The organism is Alteribacillus sp. HJP-4 (genome assembly GCF_042139015.1).
Taxonomy (GTDB): Bacteria; Bacillota; Bacilli; order Bacillales; family Marinococcaceae; genus JBHIKY01.
This window is the reverse complement of record NZ_JBHIKY010000001.1, coordinates 182,197-200,138: the sequence shown is the minus strand read 5'-3', so window position 1 is coordinate 200,138 and position 17,942 is coordinate 182,197. Positions and strand designations below refer to the sequence as shown.

Here is a 17,942-nt window from a genome sequence, read left to right as displayed (position 1 = left end):
ATGAACATTTTTGAAAAAATCACCGGCAGCGATATGACGAAAGAAATAAAAGGTTTTGAAGCACGAGCAAAAGTCCTGCCAGCTGAATATCAAACTGCCTGGAATGAAATTAGTAGTAATCTCTGGATTTACGGAGATTTCACCGGTCGTAATCTGATGCCCATTCTTGACAGTGCTCTTGAACTGCTTGAAGTTACATCAGCAGACGGCCAGAGCGTCGAAGAAGTGCTGGGAGATGATATCAAAGGCTTCTGCGCAGCGCTTGTTGGAGACGAAGGCACAAAAACGTACAGAGATAAATGGCGTGACCAACTCAACAAGAATGTAGCAAGAAAATTAGGAGGACTGAAATGAGTCTCAAAAAAATTATCGAAGGCAAAAAAGAAGGGAGAGCCCATGTTTCTCGTGTCAAAGCACTACCACAAGATTATCAAATTGTCTATAAAGAGATCCAAAAATATTTCTTCAAAGTCGGTCCTGTTGAACTGCATGAAGGCAGCGGACTGCTCTCGGACATTCTCGACTTCTTTGAAGAAGGCGCTGCTGCTGGAAAAGGTGTACTAGAAATTACAGGAACAAACGTTTCCGCTTTCTGCGATGCGCTGATTGAAGATTCAACAACCTACGCTGATCTCTATCAAGAAGCGGTAAAATCAAAAAAGCGGTAAGGATATGAAAAAAGTAAATTCAATAGATATTACTGACTGAACAGCTGGGTAGAAATGTGCCGCATTTCCTATTCAGATTTATTTTTTTCCCTGGTAGTAAGTAATACATGTTACCAGTAAAACTAAGTAGCGGGAGACAATCTGAATTTCGTAAAAGGAGGGAAAAAAGGATGAACAATGCAGCGATTTCTGTAACAGGCTTAAAAAAATCCTTTAAAGACCAGAAAGTGTTAAAGGGAGTAGATTTTGAGGTAGGGCGCGGTGAAATTTTCGCACTGCTGGGATCAAATGGTGCGGGCAAGACAACGACGGTCAATATCCTCTCGACGCTGATGAAGCCTGATGGCGGCGAAGCAGGAATTTACGGTTTTGACGTCCAACGTCAACCGGATCATGTTCGCCAATGTATCAGCCTGACAGGGCAGTTCGCAGCTTTAGACGGCATGCTCACAGGGAGGGAAAACCTGATGATGATCGCCAGGCTGCGGGGAATTTCCAACCCCGCTCAAGTTGCCGACAATCTGCTGGCAAGATTCAGCTTAAAGGAGGCTGCCAATCGCCGGGCCGACAAGTATTCCGGCGGGATGAAACGCCGGCTTGACATCGCTATGAGCCTGATCGGCACACCTGCAGCTATTTTTCTCGACGAACCGACGACCGGGCTTGACCCCGAGGCACGTATTGAAGTCTGGGAGACTGTCAAGAAGCTTGCCGGCGGCGGCACGACCATCCTGCTGACGACCCAGCATCTGGAGGAAGCCGAACAACTTGCGGACCGTATCGCCATCCTGCATGGCGGAAAAATCATCACAACCGGCACCCTTACCGAACTCAAAGAGATGTTCCCGCCGGCGAAAGTGGAGTATATCGAAAAGCAGCCAACACTGGAAGAAATTTTCCTGGCGATCACCGGCAAAAAGGAGGAAATGTAAAATGAAAAGTAAAACAGGAGTATTGCTGGGGCGTTTAATGCGCAATATCATGCGCAGCCCGGATACGATTATCACGGTGGCGATCACGCCGATTATGTTACTGCTGCTGTTTGTGTACGTATTTGGCGGCGCCATTGAGACCGGGACGGAAAACTACGTCAATTATTTATTGCCGGGAATTCTGCTGATCGCTATTGCTTCCGGCGTCGCTTACACTTCCTTGAGGCTTTTTACGGATGTAAAGAGCGGGCTGATGGCGCGTTTCATTACGATGCCCATCAAGCGCTCTTCTGTACTGTGGGCTCACGTGTTAACTTCACTTGTTTCCAATGCACTTACGGTCGTGGTGGTTATCTTCGTCGCACTCTTGATGGGCTTTCGCTCCAGTGCTGATATCCTGGATTGGCTCGCAGCAGTTGGGATACTCGGACTGTTTACACTGGCACTGACGTGGCTTGCAGTCATTCCCGGGTTGACAGCGAAATCTATGGAAGGGGCAACAGCCTACTCGTACCCGCTGATTTTCCTGCCATTTATCAGTTCGGCATTTGTTCCTACCGAAACCATGCCTAAAATTGTCCGTGCGTTCGCTGAGAACCAACCCGTGACTTCCATCGTGAATGCGCTTCGTGCCCTCTTGTTTGAAGGTACGGTTGGCAGCGATATCTGGACCGCACTTGCCTGGTGCGCCGCCATCATGGTTATTGCTTACTTCTTTGCAAGTAAAGAATTTAAACGCCAGTTAGGGTAAGGCACCATGATATTCTGAGAAACCATAAATTATAAAAGAATATTGTAAATAATTGTTCTGCATTACGGGCGCAGATCTGAAGTGAGGATTGCGCTCTTTATATATAAGTCCTATATGTATTATAGTCTTACTAAACTAATGTCCCTGTATAGTATCTATTCACCTTCTTTGTCGTTAGATAATACCTTTATCTTTTAATAGTTGTGATTCGTCACCAGTTATCCACCCAAAGATAATAGGTTTGCCATCCCTAAATTTGATAAGATAATTGTTTTTAAATGGAATGGATACTTCTTCTTCGTCTTTAAGATAAACTGAATTCCATTTAGTATGGGCAACAGCATGTTTGTCATCAAGTGGAGTGATTTGAACTTCCTTACATTCCATTTTTTTAGTTCCTATTGAACGGTAGTATTCATATCCCTTATCCATAGCTTCTTTAAGTTCATTATTATTTTCCCCTGCTTTTACACCGGATGGATTTGCTGCAATAAATTCTTCAGAATAGAATCCTGCAATCTTTTCTAAATCAGCTTTACCCTCTAAAGCAATATTAAATTGGTCTTCATATGTCTTGAAAAACTCTTTGATTCTTTCCTTCATTGCTGACTCATGCATACAATGTCACATCCTTTATAAATATTTATTGAAATTCAATGGTAACACAATTTTATACCCATAACTGATAGCCGGCGCACTACTTACTCCGTGGTCAACTGCTGGAGAAGTGTCGTCAATATATCCTAATTTTTAACATTCCTTACACAGACTCTACAACAATTGATGCTCTCTTTACTTGGCTAAGGGTATTCATGGACCTGGAGTAAACAATGTGTGGTATGCAAGAGCACTATATACAAAGGAAGGAGTTAATTATAATCCTGATCTGATGTATATGCTAAAGAGTTATTTCCTCCATTCCCTTTAAAATCTACCATTTGATCATATAAGCCTTACTGGAGCAAAAGTATATTCAATTGTCATATGAAATGTGCTGCTCGTATCAATAATATCCACCTTGCTAGTAAGAGATTCTTTTCATAGCTGTGTCGTTTGAATAGTATGGAACAAAATTTTCACTTGACATAAAACTTTGGTTTGAGATAAATGTTGTCGAGAAAAATCGACTCTCTATCTTTAGTAATCTAATTCAATAGTTACATCGGTTCATTTCCAATATTTAGGTTTAACATTCCATATAATGGGTATTTTTGTAAATGTAAAACAAATACAAATTTTAGGAGGATTTTATTATAATGGGAATCGCCATTAACGAAAGATTAAGTAGGACTCCGTTCGAACAGAATTTACGTGCTGCGGCTGTATTAGAGTTCACAGAAGAGGTATTCGAATCAGACACCTACAAACCGTTAGAAGTTCTTACTCCTAAAGAGAATAAACTCTTCATCGTGAACAGAAAGGATGGTACCCTCACGGTTCTAAGTGTGGACGTAACTAATAACGTGACAAAGGAAACATGGTTTACAGACGAAATTATTTCCATGAAGGAATATTTTGAGCATTATAAGTTTGACGATAATACCCCTCCACAAAGATTGGAAATCACATTTAAAGGAGGTCATCTGTTAGAAATTAATCCAAACCTTTCCACCAAAGGGAAAGAAGAAGCAGTCATTAACCAAGTAAACGAAGATTTTGAGTCATTAATCGGAGCGTTAAAATATACGAAAATCTTAAAATAACTAAGAGGGGGCAGTTGGCCCACTTCATATGATTGCTCATATCTACTCTGAAATTTCTTTATTTTGACAGACATTCCAACGATTACTTCCCCAATCACCCGGAGTATACTATTTCCAACTAAATGGAGGAAAGAGAATGGGTATAAGAAAAATTGCATTTGCAATGGGGATTTTGGGATTGATTTTAAGTTTAATGGTAAAGCCGGTAGAGGCCGACGAGAACCAGGCGATTATTATTAACAAAAGTAACAACCAACTGGCTTTTTATGAAGAAGAAACTCTTCAGGAAGTGTTTCCTGTAGCAACGGGAAGAACAGAAGATTTAACTCCTGAAGGGGAATTTTCTCTTGTTAATAAAGTGAAAAACAGGCCATTTTATAAAAGAGATATCCCAGGTGGAGATCCAGAGAATCCATTAGGCGCAAGGTGGCTCGGGTTAGAAGTGCCTGGAGACTGGGGGCATACCTCCGGAAATATTTATGGAGTGCATGGAACAAATGAGCCGTCTTCGATTGGAACTTACGCGTCCAATGGCTGTATTCGAATGCATAATGATGATGTCATCTGGTTGTATGACCGGGTGGATAAAAATATTCCGGTCTATATTACAAGCTCTTCATCATCATTCTCGGAGTTAGCGGAAGAATTTGAAGTTGACTAAGCCAGATAAAGTAGTTGTAAGTTATGAAACCTTTAAATGATACCTTCCCCTTGAGGGATAGTAAAGGAGAAGTAGTGAAAAATCTACCCTACAGAAAAAATTCAGTATAAATGTTGATGACTCGTTGAAACGCAGACTTATGTGCTGTAAAGAGTTCAAAGCTCAAGTGGCTGATGGCTTTGTAGGGACTAAAACAAGGAAAGCATTATTCAGTAAATAGCGTCTAAGGAAAGCTTTCTCTCAACTATACCCCGAATTAAGGACATACTTAGTCTTTATTCGGGGTTGTGTGTGTACGGAAGGAAAGCTTAAAGTGAATGAAAACATAGAAAAATACAATTATGATCGTTATCAATGGGGATTAATAGAAATGACCCCGGCAAAATACCGAAGTCATTTACTATCAGTTGAAAAGCCTCATTTATTGAACTGACCATTTTATAGGGTAAGGTGCGGCACTGGCTAATACCCCTTCATTTTATTCTCCTTCTTCCACTTCGCCCCCTGAAGTATACTGCAACGGCAGCGACTCCCATATGCCTGGATCAGCAGAATCAATCGAGCCATCAGCAATGGCTTTTATTGCCGACATCATTGCCACTTTCCCCTGTCCAATTAGGTATCCACTGCTTTTCTGTCCTAGAATAGAATCCGTATTTGGGGAAGCCGACAGACCGCGGTTTTCAAATAACAGGGTTGGAATGTCATAACGAGTTGCCAGGTTGTTCCGTGCATTAGAGGTCAACGTATCGCCCATATGATATTTTGCCATGGTACTATAGCCTTTTTCTTCTATTGCAGCATGTACGACAGCGCCAAGTTGTTTAGATTTTTCCAGAACTTCTTCCGTCACATTACTAGTCGGGTAAAGCATGGCAGCAGATACAAGTTGTTCTTTCCCTTCGTCATCAATAACGCGGTTCGCCACCTGGTGGTGAAAATCAATAGCATAGTCAATGTCATATTGCTGCAGTACTTCTTCATGCAGCGCTCGTGTTTCCGGCTGGGACAAAGAATTATGAGTCCGATTTAAGTTGATCCCATTCGCATTGTTACGTGTTTGCTGGCCGCCGCCCAAAATATGGGAAGTATCCCAGTCTACATCCCCTTCCGCTCCATCTGGGTTTAAACGCGGAACAAATAAAATATTAACCTGTTCCATTAAGTCTTTTACTTCCCTGCTGTTTGTTGATAGCTGTTGAATTACTTGAAAGGCTGATTCCGTTAATAATGGTTCGTTTCCATGCTGCTGAGTCAGCATTAATATCGTCGGCTTATCCTCGCTGCTGCCAAACTTTACAAGATGCAGGTCCCGACCTTTCACTGATTGTCCAATGACTTCGACCGAAATATGCTCTGCTTTGCGATCAGCTTTTTCTAGGAAGGATTTCATCTTTTCATAGCTGGTTAACCGCTCGATTTTTATTTCCTGGTTTTCATTCACGTATGGTCCGTTCCCTGCTGCAAGAATAGAATTATCGAATGTCGGGGATGTAAATAAAGAAAAAGATAATGCCGTAACCATACCTGTCTTTACAATTTTTTTGATCACATAAACCATCCTCCTTTTGGAATTTATTCTATTATTTTCCACATAACTTTATATTTTCCTTTTATTAAAAAATATAGATAATATAGAACTATTCCAAAAGTACTGAATTTAATTTGACGGCAAACAGGATTATTCAGATAAGCAAGATAGTAATAGTGTTTTATTAACATAATTTGGATATAAGAAAAATTAGTATTACTATAAAACGAAATTTAAATGAACGCTTATTTATCGTATAATGCTGGCTTATGAGGAATTTTTGCTCAAACTTTATAAAAGAACATTATTTCAATTTAATGGCCACTCCTTTAGATTCCTTATTTTAATGAATGAAAAAAATCGCTATAGCAATAATATGAAGGTATTTTTTATTTTGGAAGGAGTCGGTTTGATGAAAAGATTATTGTTGATGGCATTTACGTTGTTATTTCTGCTAAACATGCTGCCTGGAGACATTAGTGCCAATGAGAACACAGAGGAACAATGCATTAGTCAATCAGAGGTGGAATTCGAAAATGAATTCAGGAGACTTTGGATTGATCATGTATTATGGACAAGTAATTATATTACAAGTGCGACAACGGCAGGAGCGGAGGATCAGGAGCAGGTGCTGGCAAGGCTTCTGAAAAATCAGGAGGATATCGGGAATGCAGTGAAGCCGGTATATGGAGAGGACGCAGGGAATACACTTACGGAATTACTTAAGGAGCATATTTCTATTGCTGGCGAGATTGTAGAAGCAGCTAAAAATGGTGAGGAAGACAAAGTGAAGCAACTAAACAAAGAATGGTATAGAAATGCTGATGATATAGCGGCATTCCTTAGTGAGGCAAATCCTAATTTAAAAAATGAGGACGTAAAAAATTTGTTGTATACGCATCTGGAAATGGTGGCAGATGACTTAACGGCAAGCTTAGAAAAAGATTGGGACGCAAGGATCGCTGCGATTGATGAAGGGATCACTCATATAATCATAATGGCAGACACCATCTCTGAGGCAGTTGTAAAACAATTTCCAGAGAAGTTTAATAATTAAAAGAAAGAAGCTCCAGCTTGATTGCTGAAGCTTCTTTCTTTTTTAAAAGTGGTTGCTGCTGCTCGAATGTTTCGCAGAGTTTGTTGCTTTTAATATATTTTTATGTGAATTTTATAAACATTATTTTAACACTATAGACCACTGAGGCTGAAACCTTTATAGTAAAAGATTAGAAAGTATTTTTTGTGTGGTGAACTATGGAAAATATTAAATATGAAAAATATGATATCAACATGTTTTTTGTTTTATTTCTTTTTAGTGTAATCAGCTGTCTGTCTATTTTCTATGCTCAGGAAATGTCTCAGTACGATACGAATTTTGTTATCAGGCAGGCTGTATTTTATTTTGTCGCTTTTCTGATGATTTTTTTAATCCTGCACTTTGACTTCGAATATTATATGTATTTATCCTGGCTCCTCTACTTTTTGGGGTTATTTCTGTTAATGCTTTTAGCAATTGCCCCTCCATCTATAGCACCACCGAGTAAAGGAGCCGTAAGATGGTTTGAGCTGCCGCTGATTGGCTCTTTTCAGCCGTCCGAATTAATGAAAATTTTCATTATCATAACGTTAAGCAATATTACTTTTAAACATAACCAGCGATATTCGCATACGTTAAGTGCAGACCTGAAGCTGATAGGAAAAATGACTGTGGTTGTTATTCCACCTGTTCTGTTTTTGGTCAATCAGCCGGATATGGGCATGGTGATGATGACAACTTCTATATTCATCACGATGCTCATAGTATCAGGAGTTTCACTTAAGATATTAGCAGTGCTTTTTGGTATTCCTTTACTGGGAATTGCAATGTTCCTGTGGGTATTTTTTCGATACCCGGCTGTCATTGACCAGTATATTTTTTCGTATCTTTCCCCTTATCAAGTACGTCGTTTTTACGGGTGGCTTAACCCGTTCGAATATGTCGATGAAGGATATCAGACGGCACAGGCGTTGTTATTGATTGGAACGGGAAAGGTGTTTGGTTCTGACCATCAGATTTACATTCCAGAAGCTCATACCGATTTTATATTCGCTATCATTGGAAATACTCATGGGTTTGGTGGAGCGGCGTTATTAATCGTGCTTTATTTTATTTTGTTGTATATGATCGTCATGACGGCGTTTAAATGTCATCATCCTTTTGGATCCTACTTATGCGCGGGAATAGCTGGAATGCTTGCTTTTCAAGTATTTCAGAATATAGGAATGAATTTGGGTATTCTTCCTGTCACCGGATTTACACTTCCGTTAGTAAGCTACGGAGGCAGCTCGCTATTAACTACCATGCTTGCGATCGGGCTGGTAATGGGAGTTCGTTATAATAGAAAAGTATTTATGTTTTCTTCTTCAGACTCTCAGTATAAGGAAAAAGCATAAAATAAGCTTCATGAGAGCACGTTCTCATGAAGCTTTTCCTACGTATGCGAGTGAGAAGCAGAACGGCGGTCTTTCGAAATATTTATGAGTATCGCCATTGATATCATCGAGATTAACAGGGAGGAGCCGCCATAGCTGATAAACGGGAGCGTAATCCCGGTAATGGGCATCATGCCGGTAACAGCTGCTTTATTAAAGAGAGCCTGGCTCAGCAGATTAAATACAAGGCCAAACGCGAGCAGTCGGCCAAATGTATCTTCACATCTTGCTGCGATGCGAAAGCCCCGTACTGCGATAATGGCAAAAGCCGCAATCGTGAAGAAAAGGCCAAATATCCCGAGCTCTTCAGCAATGACAGCAAATATAAAATCGGTGTGAGGTTCGGGCAGAAAACTCATTTTTTGTACACTCTGTCCAAGGCCTGTCCCGGTTAAACCTCCGTGAGCAATAGCGATATAAGATTGGATCAGCTGGTAGCCACCGCTTCCCTGAGCTTCTATTTCAAAAGGTTCCCGAAAGGCGATCAGCCGCTGGACGCGATATGGGGCCTGATAGGCTAACCAGGTAATTACACCGCATGCTAGGATAGCCAGGGTGACTAGGTGGGTCCATCTTGCCCCGGATAAAAATACAATCACACCGCCTGCAAGTAAAATAGCCGTTCCTGTACCAAGGTCAGGCTGGAGCATAATAAGAGCAAACATACAAATCAGAACGATGAGAGGAGGAAGCACGCCTCTGACGAAATGGTTAATATACGATTGTTTATTGGAATAGACGTGTGCTAAATAAATAATCATGCCTAATTTAACAAATTCGGATGGCTGGATTGTAAAAGGACCTAAAGCAAGCCACCGCTTTGCTCCGTTGACACTGTGACCGAACAACAGCACTCCGATAAGAGAGCAGAAGCACCCGAAAAGTATAAGCGGGATTATTTTTCTATATTTTTTATATGAAATACGTGTAATGAACAAAAAGAGAAATAAACCAATACTAAACCAAACAAGCTGTCTTCGTAAGAAATGAGTGGAACTGCCAGTCATATCGATTGCTAATGGAAAACTTGCGCTGTACACCATTACTAAACCAAAGACACAAAGAAGCATCGTTGTAATTATTAAGGTCCGGTCGTATCTGGACCAGTCATTTATAAGAAAAAAAGTGTATCCCTCCCCTTCATTTATTGATGAAACAAATTGGAAGTGAGTTGGTGACCGATATCAACTATAAAATAACTTTCATTTGAATGGAAGCAGGAAGATATATATTTATCTGGTAAGATTATATCATTTTTTTAAGCATTCATTCTTTTCAATTTAAAGAATTTTTTTGTAGAAAGGTACATCCATCTACCCATCTCATACTTACTGCATTTTTTGATTTTCGCTCGTTCATTTCCGGAATTACTGCTTTCCTCTTGAGAGAGTATCATCAATATATCCTAATATTTTACATTTTTTACACGCCCTCTACAACAATTGATGCTCTCTTTATTTTCCCTTTATATTTCTCAGCTAAAGTGATAGTGAAAAATAGGGAAGGGAGAGAGGAATATTGATGAAACGACTCTTGCTGAGCTGTGCGATGGGTGTGATGAGTGTGACGATGCTGCTTCCGGGAGGGGCGCAGGCGAATGAAGGAGTGACGGAGAAGGAAAGAAAGCAGATGACAACGGTGGCTCACCGCGGAGCGTCAGGCTACGCCCCGGAGAACACAATGGCGGCATTTGACAAGGCAGTGGACATGAAAGCAGAAATGATCGAGCTTGATTTGCAGATGAGTGAAGATGGCGAACTTGTGGTGATTCACGACACTACCGTGGATCGGACGACGGATGGAAGCGGAGCCGTGGAAGATCTGACTTATGAAGCAATGAGGGAACTCGATGCGGGGAGCTTCTTTGATGAAGAATTCGCCGGAGAACCCATCCCGACCCTCGGAGAGGTGCTCGATGAATACCGGGGGAAAATCGGCATTCTCATTGAAATCAAATCTCCTTCGCTCTATCCCGGAATTGAACAAAAGGTAGCGGATGAGCTTACTGCCCGCAATCTGCATCGTCCGAATAACGATAAAATTATGGTGCAGTCCTTTGACCATGATTCAATGAAAACCTTTCACTCCATTCTTCCCTCAGTGCCTGTCGGTGTACTGTTAAGCTACAGTGATGATGGCATATCAGACGAGCAGCTTTCCGAATTCAAGGAATACGCAGAAGCTGTCAATCCAGCGAAGGATATGATGGATGAGGAGCTGGTCGAACGGATTCATAACGAAGGCATGGAAACCTACCCTTGGACAGTCAGAGATCGAGAATCTGCGGACTATCTCCTGGAGCTCGGCGTTGACGGTATCATTACAGACTACCCGGATTACGTTGATCCGCATCCGGCTGATGAAGCAGCATGATACTTAAATAAATGAAGCGCTTCTGCTCAGGCAGAGGCGCTTCGTTTTGCTTATGAAATATTAAAAAATTAAAGAAGTGGCGAAACAATTATTTTATAGCGTCGTAAGAACACATGAGGCAAAAACATGGTAGGATGGTGGTGGTAACTTGAGCTCAAAAAGAACAAAAACGCTGTTAATCGTATTCCTGCTAATACTTACCTTTGCAGTCGCCTCTGCTTCCAGCTACAAAGGATACGCAGACGCTAAAAAGGACTGTGAAGACAACGATAAAGCCGTTGAAGAAGAGACCATCAGCTTTTTAGCTTTCAATTGGTCTGTAACTTGTAACTAAAAGACCACTCTCGGAGAAAGAACTTTATTGTGTCCGAGCCGCAGGTATGGGAATCTTACTATTGACTTTTTTAATAGGTACGTGGTTTTAGTTGAATGAGTGATTAGTGATGGTCATGGCCTCCTTGGAGTTGTTCAGTTTTTTGCTGCAATGAGTTTAATTCTTCTTCCGTGGGATTGCCGACAATCACTTGTTTAGTAGGCATCACGTGTGAATCACTGGTCCTGACCTCTGCTCTTATATAATATAAGCCATCATCGTTGAACATTTTTTCTGCAGCATAAATTCCGTTCCCTTCAGACTTCGCTTTAATCACTTCATGATCTTCATGGTTATCTCTTTTCCATATTTCAAGCTGAGCGGCCGCGTCCTCTACTTTTTCTCCTTCTTGAGTCAACTTAATCTTTATCATTTGTTCTTTATCCAGCGAAGTGCTTTTAGGTAAAATCAAATCAATCTCCAGTGGTTTAGATTTTTTATATAGATTAGCTGTATTATCATCTACGGCACATGCTGACAAAAAGAGTAATAAAATACCGACAGCGTAGAAATGAAATGCTTTTTTCACTGTTGTTACACCTCACTTCTTCATTTTCCGATATGTCCATTACGCGTTTAAAAACTTCTGTACCTTTGGAATTCTTTTAATAACCAGGAAATCAATTATCCAAACGAAAAGGAGTGAGATTCCGACTAAAGGAAATAATATCCCCAATAATATGAGAATAAGGGTGAAGAACTTTAGTGTTCTGGCAGGAGGCGCTTTTGGAGCTCCCAGCTTTCCGGCAGGCTTTCGTTTCCACCATAATAAAAACCCACTTACAACAATTCCTGCGATACCTATACAAATTATAAGCCCGGTTAGTTGATTGAGGAGTCCAAATTGTGTTCCTTCATGCAAAGTAATTCCCATCGCAATCAGCTTTCCTGCCGGAGCATAGTCCTGAAAACGGTAATCAGCTAAAACAGCTCCGGTATACTGATCAATGTGCAAAGTGGCTTCATCCTCAGCTTTTTCAGTAAATACAGATAACGTATATACTCCATCTTCTTCCTGGGGTAAAAACACATCGTAGCTCGGATAAACGTTCCTTTCTTCTGCAATATCAACAACATCATCAATGGACAATCTTTCATATTCCTGTATAGAAGAAGAAGGAACGTCTAAATTTTCAGCTGCCCATGAAACATCTGCAATATCTTCCGTCTTGACCTCAGAGGTCGGGGCCTCTCCGACCCAAATGGAAGGAGGGTAGCCTGCTCCGGTACTGGTCGCCAAAGTTTGAACCCCATTTCCCCAAAGACCAGACCAGGGTAATCCAGTCATGATTAAAAAGAACATCCCTGCCGATATCCAAAAGGCTGGAACGGCGTGCAGGTCTCTCATTGCAATTTTTTTACCTTTCGAAAATCTTGGGAGCAGCACACCCCATAACTTTTCGTTCCTTTTGGGCCGCCATAAGTAAATCCCCGTGACAATAAGAATAATTGCCCAGCAGGCGGCTAATTCGACGATTCGGTCCCCTGTGGTCCCGGCCATTAGTTCTCCATGAATTTCAACAATTTTATCCATTAAACGTTCTTCATCAGGAAGATCACCAACAATTTCTCCAGTATAAGGATCAACAAAAACCGTCAGAGAAGAGGATTCATTGCTGATTCCTACTTCAGCTGATCGATGCGCATCTTCTCCAGGACGGTATCGATCCACGATTGCTTCAGGATATCTATCCATCACAGTGTCAATCTGTGCAGCAGGGGAGATGGCCTGCCCCTGTGCTTCCACTTGGTAAAGGTCCTGATACATAAATTGTTCAATCTCAGCCTTAAAGAGATAAATACCGCCTGTGATTGCCAATAGTAGAAGAAAAGGCATAAAAATTAATCCAGCATAAAAGTGCCAGCGCCAGACGGCATGATATATACCCGTGGTTTTCTTGCCATTCTTAAGTTGTTTATTGCGTTTTGGAGTCATTTTTTCCTCCTCTAATATGTATCTTTACGTATTATTGGATTGACAGCAGGAATCCCCATGCATTTCTTTAGTAATGGTGCGAATAGCGTCGTCAAAATGATAGATATCGCCACCGAATCCCAGCTGGAATTGCTCAGCTTGTTTCATGGATTGAAAAGAGATGACTTGAGGCTGGCAGCAATTAAGGTTTACATCTGCATGTATAAGATAAACTGCCATTTTCGCACTTATGGTTGTATCTGTTAAAAAATCCTGGCAGATAATCTGCGAAATATCCTTTTTAATATCCTGATAACGAAGCAAGCCGCAATGAGCGCAGCAGGCCAGCTCTACTTGTTGATTTACTTTAAGAAGCTTGACTGATAATCGAGAATTCGAAGGTTTATGGCAATAAGAACAATGATTAGAAGAAACAAACGTTTGAGGCACAAGAGAAATACCATTTCCTGTTTTTAGAATCTTCTCCTGCTCAATCAACGGTTTTATGTCACGATAAATTGTCATTTCAGAAACATCTAATCTTTTACTAATATCTGAAACACGCATTGTCTCTTCATGCTCCAGCCATGTTAAAATTTGTTGCTGTCGCTCGATTGGTAACATTTTATTGCTCCTTTTTTCTAGATTATGGTTCGATTAAACGCAATTTTATAGTTGTTTATTAATTAAGGGTATTTGATTTAATAAAAACAAACAAGGAACAGATTGATAATATTTGTGAAAAAATGTTGAACTGTAACAATATGGACATGACATATTCGATAGATTGTAAACAGTTTTGATTTTTCACCACTTATATTGTCTGACAATTATAATGTCTGCTATAATATCCTTACCTTAAAAATTGCATGAATATTTCAAAAAAAGAGGTTAGGTGAGGGAATGGAACAATTATTTAATGGAATCCACATTCCGCGAATGCAGAAAGTACGACAGTCTTTTGCCAGGGAAAGGGTATCAGACATTGCCGGAGTGCTGCAGAATGCATTGAACCAGGAAAAAATTATCGGCACTATCAACACAGGAGACCGGGTCGCCATTGCCGTTGGCAGCCGGGGGATTGCGAATCTCCCACAGCTGATTTCTGAAGTTATAACCGCTGTCAAAGAGCGCGGGGCCGAGCCGTTTATTGTACCTGCGATGGGAAGTCACGGCGGCGCCACGGAGGCAGGACAGGCTGAAGTACTAGCTGAGCTGGGGGTAACAGAGGCTGTCACAGGAGTTCCGGTTGTTTCCAATATGGATGTGGTCCAGCTCGGGGTGACAGAGAGCGGCTTTCCTGTCTACATTGACAAGGAGGCTTATCATGCGGACGCGGTTATTATCACTGGACGAATCAAACCGCACACCTCCTTTCGGGCAAAATTTGAGAGTGGCTTAGCGAAGATGATCGCTGTCGGTTTAGGAAAGCAGAAAGGAGCTGAAATGATTCACGAGGCAGGTGTTGATAACATCGCTGAAAGAGTAGAAGAAGCGGCGAAAATGTTACTAGATAAATCGAACATTGTCTTTTCGGTAGGAGTGTTAGAAAACGCTTATGAAGAAACGGCAGAAATTGCCGTGCTTCCAGGTGACAAGATCATGAAAGAAGAACCCGTCCTTCTTGAAAAGGCAAAGCAGCTCATGCCGAGTATTCTGTTTTCCCCCTTCGATGTACTTATCGTAGATGAAATGGGTAAAAATATCTCCGGGAACGGAATGGATCCCAATATCATCCGGCGAAATTACTCCGGCTCCGTCAAACACGAGCCGCTTGTACAGAGAATTGCCATTCTCGACCTTACGAAAGAATCGCACGGCAATGCGAACGGCATGACAAACGCTGATATCTGTTCACGAAGATTTTTTGATAAGATTCAATTTGCGGCTACCTATCCTAATCCTCTGACGAACAAAATTGCTCAGGGTGTAAAGATCCCCATGGTTATGGAAAATGACAGTCTTGCGATAAAAGCCGCCATGAAAACCTGCTTTGACGTAGACTATTCCAGGATGAGAATCATCCGCATCAAAAATACATTAGAACTCGAGTACATTTATATTTCGGAAGCCATGCTGGACGAAGCGCAGGCTCATCCAGAAATTGAACCAGCAGGGGATCTCGACTATATGACATTTGATCAGCATTATAATCTTTTTTAATTTAAGCTCTGCTTCCTTTCCTTTGGATAATTACGATATTATTAAAGTACTTATTGTAGTTTTACACGTTGAGAGGCAGCAGGTAAAATAAGTCATTATCACGTCGTAGATCACGAATAGTTGAGCATGACTCTATAAATTAGGAGTATTATTATGGCTGATTTATATACTGATAAAATAACCAATAAGAAACGTGCCATATCTTTAGATATCGCACGTGGATCTATGCTGTTTTTGATAATACTTGCGCATATACCATTATTTCTGTACATGATAGAGCCGGGGGTAATAACAAAAGTAGCCGGCAGTACGCCTTTAGACCACTTCTTAAACTTTTTAATGGAAATTATCGTAGATAATCGGGCACGTCCATTATTCGCAATACTGTTTGGTTATGGGCTTGTTATGATTTACCGCAAGCAATGTGAAAGAAGGGGTGCCCAGGCAGCACACCGCATTATTAAGAGACGCTGCTGGTATTTAATATTATTCGGCGCCATACTCGCTGGTCTCGCAGGTGTACAGGACATTTTAATGTCCTACGGTATTGCTGGACTTCTATTAGTTTCAAGCTTGAAAAAGGACAGCCATAAGATTAAGAAATATGCGATTATTTCCACCATAATATGTTTTTTTTATATTCCAATCTTGTGGGGCGGACTCTTAATAAGTATGCAATCTTACGGATTACCGATAGATTTAACAGGACAGGAAACATACTTAAATACAATACTTGATCGACTGATAACTATCCCTATTATTCCATTGTTTACTCACTTTCTCTTCCCAGTCATCCCCTCTGTATTAATGGGAATTTGGTTAGGAAAATTAAACGTATTAATTGACCCGCAGGATCATATAAGACTTCTGAAGCAACTAACGATTGGATGTTTAACTCTTTCATTCGTGGGTGCCATCCCACTCGTACTGATTAATGATGTTTGGTTTCCTAGTTATTTTACTGCAGGAACAGCATACGGTATTCATATACTTACTGGTTTTGCAGGGGGAGTAGGGTATGCTGCCCTATTTGGCTTATTGGGGTTAGGTGTGAAATATCGGGGCGTAATCGTAAAAGCAATCACATCTATGGGAAAACGTTCGCTGACCTTCTTCGTCATGCATGAAGTTTTGATAGTGGTACTACTGTCTCCAATCGCGTTCAATATAGGTGCCTCTCTAACTGTCACAACTTCTGTAATACTCGGAATCGGCATGTGGGCAGTTACTTTGTCAATTGCATATTTCATGGACCGTCGTCAAATAGAAGGCCCGTTAGAAAAGTACATGCATTATTTAACTTACAAAGAGCTTTGAGGTGCAACGACAAGGGGTGTAAGCTGTGAATATTATTCGTGCTTGTGAAGTTGATAGAAATATAAATAATGAGATGAGCACTATTTTTGTAGATGGTTTTTATCAATGGCTGAATTATTTTTCAAAGGATAAAACTAAACTTTACAGGACATTTGCCCATATGTTTAATACTGAGGTTTTCTATACGGTTATAGTTGACGGCAATATTGCGGCAATAGCCGCCTGCACTACAAACAATATACCTTCGGTCAAATTGAAATATAGTGAATTTAGAAAGCACCTTGGCTTCTTCATGGGCAGCATTGCTTATGTCATTCTCAAGAAAGAATTCGAGAAAAAGAAATACCCCTTTCAAATAGATGAAAAAATGGGTGCTATAGAGTTTGTGGCAACGTCGGAAAATTATCGAGGGAAGGGTCTGGCGACTGAACTGATAAAATCGATAATGGATTCAACGTCATACGACGAATATGTATTAGAAGTAGCTGATACTAACACAAACGCCATAAAACTTTATCAGAAACTGGGATTTGCAGAGTTCCTTCGTATACCTCAAAAGAACAGTGAAAAAAGTGGTGTTAATAATCTGGTGTATATGAAGCAAGTAAAAAGGAAAGAAGTTTAAGCTCGGTAGCCCTACTCTCTGAAAAAGCAACGGCTGAAAATCCCGCAGGCAGCGACAAGCTGCCGAGGAAGTTGAAGCGTTGCCCGCGGTAAAGAAAAACTTTGTGACATGGCACGCCGTAAGAGAAGACAATGTGATCGGCTACCGAATCTATAAAGAAAAAGAAGAAGGCGAGTTTGAGCACGTGGATAGTATCTCTGCCCATGAACGGAAGAGCTACACAGAATCGAACAACATGGGAGCATATTATGTCACGACAGTAGATGAGGGAGGCCTGGAATCTGCTCCTTCTATAATAGTAGAGTAATGACCTTATCTGTGAACACACAACGGTAAATGGTAATTTAAAGTAAGCGTCAAACAGCTCTCCACTTCGCAAATAGGTGGGAGCTATTTGACGCTTATTTTGATATAATACTGTCCAAACAGAGCATAAATTAACAGGATGTCTGTTCCCT

Annotated in this window: 20 protein-coding genes; 14 read left to right on the top strand and 6 right to left on the bottom strand. The window is 40.8% G+C overall.

Going from position 1 to position 17,942, the window contains the following annotated elements; all coding sequences use genetic code 11:
* The 4 genes from ACE4RR_RS00910 (at position 1) to ACE4RR_RS00895 (ending at position 2,351) form a co-directional block, all read left to right on the top strand.
* Positions 1–354: a DUF1048 domain-containing protein gene (locus tag ACE4RR_RS00910; protein WP_375533509.1), complete on the top strand. Its 354-nt coding sequence runs from the start codon at positions 1–3 to the stop codon at positions 352–354.
* A complete protein-coding gene (locus ACE4RR_RS00905) occupies positions 351–668 on the top strand; it encodes a DUF1048 domain-containing protein (RefSeq protein ID WP_375533508.1) in 318 nt (105 codons plus the stop codon). The genes ACE4RR_RS00910 and ACE4RR_RS00905 overlap by 4 nt, the downstream gene beginning before the upstream one ends.
* 170 nt (positions 669–838) lie before the next feature.
* Complete coding sequence (locus ACE4RR_RS00900; protein WP_375533507.1) at positions 839–1,600, top strand: ABC transporter ATP-binding protein; 762 nt, start codon at positions 839–841, stop codon at positions 1,598–1,600.
* A 1-nt stretch (position 1,601) separates the two neighbouring features.
* Complete coding sequence (locus tag ACE4RR_RS00895; protein ID WP_375533506.1) at positions 1,602–2,351, top strand: ABC transporter permease; 750 nt, start codon at positions 1,602–1,604, stop codon at positions 2,349–2,351.
* 174 nt (positions 2,352–2,525) lie between these two features.
* Here ACE4RR_RS00895 and ACE4RR_RS00890 read toward each other — a convergent pair whose 3' ends face one another.
* Positions 2,526–2,969 carry an RNA-binding protein gene (locus ACE4RR_RS00890; protein ID WP_375533505.1) on the bottom strand — a complete coding sequence of 148 codons (444 nt, stop codon included), beginning with the start codon at positions 2,967–2,969 and terminating at the stop codon, positions 2,526–2,528.
* A gap of 638 nt (positions 2,970–3,607) precedes the next feature.
* On the opposite strand from ACE4RR_RS00890, the gene ACE4RR_RS00885 reads away from it, so the two are divergent.
* Complete coding sequence (locus tag ACE4RR_RS00885) at positions 3,608–4,054, top strand: hypothetical protein (protein ID WP_375533504.1); 447 nt, start codon at positions 3,608–3,610, stop codon at positions 4,052–4,054.
* Positions 4,055–4,190: 136 nt separating this feature from the next.
* A complete protein-coding gene (locus tag ACE4RR_RS00880; protein WP_375533503.1) occupies positions 4,191–4,715 on the top strand; it encodes a L,D-transpeptidase in 525 nt (174 codons plus the stop codon).
* 478 nt (positions 4,716–5,193) lie between these two features.
* Here the strand turns inward: ACE4RR_RS00880 and ACE4RR_RS00870 are convergent, their stop codons facing one another.
* Positions 5,194–6,267, bottom strand: a complete 1,074-nt coding sequence (locus tag ACE4RR_RS00870; protein ID WP_375533501.1) for a M14 family zinc carboxypeptidase — start codon at positions 6,265–6,267, stop codon at positions 5,194–5,196.
* A gap of 391 nt (positions 6,268–6,658) precedes the next feature.
* Here ACE4RR_RS00870 and ACE4RR_RS00865 point away from each other — a divergent pair, with 391 nt between their 5' ends.
* Both ACE4RR_RS00865 and ACE4RR_RS00860 read left to right on the top strand, forming a co-directional pair.
* Positions 6,659–7,303, top strand: a complete 645-nt coding sequence (locus tag ACE4RR_RS00865) for a glycosyltransferase (protein ID WP_375533500.1) — start codon at positions 6,659–6,661, stop codon at positions 7,301–7,303.
* 197 nt (positions 7,304–7,500) lie between these two features.
* The gene (locus ACE4RR_RS00860) at positions 7,501–8,679 is read left to right on the top strand and encodes an FtsW/RodA/SpoVE family cell cycle protein (RefSeq protein ID WP_375533499.1); all 1,179 of its coding nucleotides are present in this window, start codon (positions 7,501–7,503) and stop codon (positions 8,677–8,679) included.
* Positions 8,680–8,717: 38 nt separating this feature from the next.
* On the opposite strand, the gene ftsW is transcribed toward ACE4RR_RS00860, so the two are convergent.
* Entirely contained in the window at positions 8,718–9,800 is a 1,083-nt protein-coding gene (gene ftsW / locus ACE4RR_RS00855; RefSeq protein ID WP_375533612.1) for a putative lipid II flippase FtsW, read from the bottom strand.
* A 439-nt stretch (positions 9,801–10,239) separates the two neighbouring features.
* On the opposite strand from ftsW, the gene ACE4RR_RS00850 reads away from it, so the two are divergent.
* Together ACE4RR_RS00850 and ACE4RR_RS00845 are read left to right on the top strand one after the other, a co-directional pair.
* Positions 10,240–11,091, top strand: a complete 852-nt coding sequence (locus ACE4RR_RS00850) for a glycerophosphodiester phosphodiesterase (RefSeq protein ID WP_375533498.1) — start codon at positions 10,240–10,242, stop codon at positions 11,089–11,091.
* A 148-nt stretch (positions 11,092–11,239) separates the two neighbouring features.
* Positions 11,240–11,425 carry a hypothetical protein gene (locus ACE4RR_RS00845; RefSeq protein WP_375533497.1) on the top strand — a complete coding sequence of 62 codons (186 nt, stop codon included), beginning with the start codon at positions 11,240–11,242 and terminating at the stop codon, positions 11,423–11,425.
* Positions 11,426–11,528: 103 nt separating this feature from the next.
* On the opposite strand, the gene ACE4RR_RS00840 is transcribed toward ACE4RR_RS00845, so the two are convergent.
* Genes ACE4RR_RS00840 through ACE4RR_RS00830 form a run of 3 tightly spaced genes read right to left on the bottom strand, consistent with a single transcriptional unit; the run spans position 11,529 to position 14,003 of the window.
* Positions 11,529–11,993, bottom strand: a complete 465-nt coding sequence (locus tag ACE4RR_RS00840; RefSeq protein WP_375533496.1) for a FixH family protein — start codon at positions 11,991–11,993, stop codon at positions 11,529–11,531.
* 39 nt (positions 11,994–12,032) lie between these two features.
* Complete coding sequence (locus tag ACE4RR_RS00835; RefSeq protein ID WP_375533495.1) at positions 12,033–13,400, bottom strand: PepSY-associated TM helix domain-containing protein; 1,368 nt, start codon at positions 13,398–13,400, stop codon at positions 12,033–12,035.
* 24 nt (positions 13,401–13,424) lie between these two features.
* The gene (locus ACE4RR_RS00830; protein WP_375533494.1) at positions 13,425–14,003 is read right to left on the bottom strand and encodes a DeoR family transcriptional regulator; all 579 of its coding nucleotides are present in this window, start codon (positions 14,001–14,003) and stop codon (positions 13,425–13,427) included.
* A gap of 279 nt (positions 14,004–14,282) precedes the next feature.
* On the opposite strand from ACE4RR_RS00830, the gene ACE4RR_RS00825 reads away from it, so the two are divergent.
* From ACE4RR_RS00825 to ACE4RR_RS00810, 4 genes are all read left to right on the top strand, one after another.
* Positions 14,283–15,542: a nickel pincer cofactor-dependent isomerase, group 22 gene (locus ACE4RR_RS00825; protein WP_375533493.1), complete on the top strand. Its 1,260-nt coding sequence runs from the start codon at positions 14,283–14,285 to the stop codon at positions 15,540–15,542.
* A gap of 153 nt (positions 15,543–15,695) precedes the next feature.
* On the top strand, positions 15,696–16,859 hold the full coding sequence (locus ACE4RR_RS00820) for a DUF418 domain-containing protein (protein ID WP_375533492.1): 1,164 nt from the start codon (positions 15,696–15,698) through the stop codon (positions 16,857–16,859).
* Between the two features lie 25 nt (positions 16,860–16,884).
* Entirely contained in the window at positions 16,885–17,484 is a 600-nt protein-coding gene (locus ACE4RR_RS00815) for a GNAT family N-acetyltransferase (protein ID WP_375533491.1), read from the top strand.
* 79 nt (positions 17,485–17,563) lie between these two features.
* The gene (locus tag ACE4RR_RS00810; protein WP_375533490.1) at positions 17,564–17,791 is read left to right on the top strand and encodes a hypothetical protein; all 228 of its coding nucleotides are present in this window, start codon (positions 17,564–17,566) and stop codon (positions 17,789–17,791) included.
* Positions 17,792–17,942 lie beyond the last annotated feature (151 nt).

What these genes read in the sequence shown, in the direction of transcription:
- ACE4RR_RS00910 (WP_375533509.1), top strand. Translation starts at nt 1, where the DNA reads ATGAACATTTTTGAAAAAATCACCGGCAGCGATATGACGAAAGAAATA.
- ACE4RR_RS00905 (WP_375533508.1), top strand. Translation starts at nt 351, where the DNA reads ATGAGTCTCAAAAAAATTATCGAAGGCAAAAAAGAAGGGAGAGCCCAT.
- ACE4RR_RS00900 (WP_375533507.1), top strand. Translation starts at nt 839, where the DNA reads ATGAACAATGCAGCGATTTCTGTAACAGGCTTAAAAAAATCCTTTAAA.
- ACE4RR_RS00895 (WP_375533506.1), top strand. Translation starts at nt 1,602, where the DNA reads ATGAAAAGTAAAACAGGAGTATTGCTGGGGCGTTTAATGCGCAATATC.
- ACE4RR_RS00890 (WP_375533505.1), bottom strand. Translation starts at nt 2,969, where the DNA reads ATGCATGAGTCAGCAATGAAGGAAAGAATCAAAGAGTTTTTCAAGACA.
- ACE4RR_RS00885 (WP_375533504.1), top strand. Translation starts at nt 3,608, where the DNA reads ATGGGAATCGCCATTAACGAAAGATTAAGTAGGACTCCGTTCGAACAG.
- ACE4RR_RS00880 (WP_375533503.1), top strand. Translation starts at nt 4,191, where the DNA reads ATGGGTATAAGAAAAATTGCATTTGCAATGGGGATTTTGGGATTGATT.
- ACE4RR_RS00865 (WP_375533500.1), top strand. Translation starts at nt 6,659, where the DNA reads ATGAAAAGATTATTGTTGATGGCATTTACGTTGTTATTTCTGCTAAAC.
- ACE4RR_RS00860 (WP_375533499.1), top strand. Translation starts at nt 7,501, where the DNA reads ATGGAAAATATTAAATATGAAAAATATGATATCAACATGTTTTTTGTT.
- ACE4RR_RS00850 (WP_375533498.1), top strand. Translation starts at nt 10,240, where the DNA reads ATGAAACGACTCTTGCTGAGCTGTGCGATGGGTGTGATGAGTGTGACG.
- ACE4RR_RS00835 (WP_375533495.1), bottom strand. Translation starts at nt 13,400, where the DNA reads ATGACTCCAAAACGCAATAAACAACTTAAGAATGGCAAGAAAACCACG.
- ACE4RR_RS00830 (WP_375533494.1), bottom strand. Translation starts at nt 14,003, where the DNA reads ATGTTACCAATCGAGCGACAGCAACAAATTTTAACATGGCTGGAGCAT.
- ACE4RR_RS00825 (WP_375533493.1), top strand. Translation starts at nt 14,283, where the DNA reads ATGGAACAATTATTTAATGGAATCCACATTCCGCGAATGCAGAAAGTA.
- ACE4RR_RS00820 (WP_375533492.1), top strand. Translation starts at nt 15,696, where the DNA reads ATGGCTGATTTATATACTGATAAAATAACCAATAAGAAACGTGCCATA.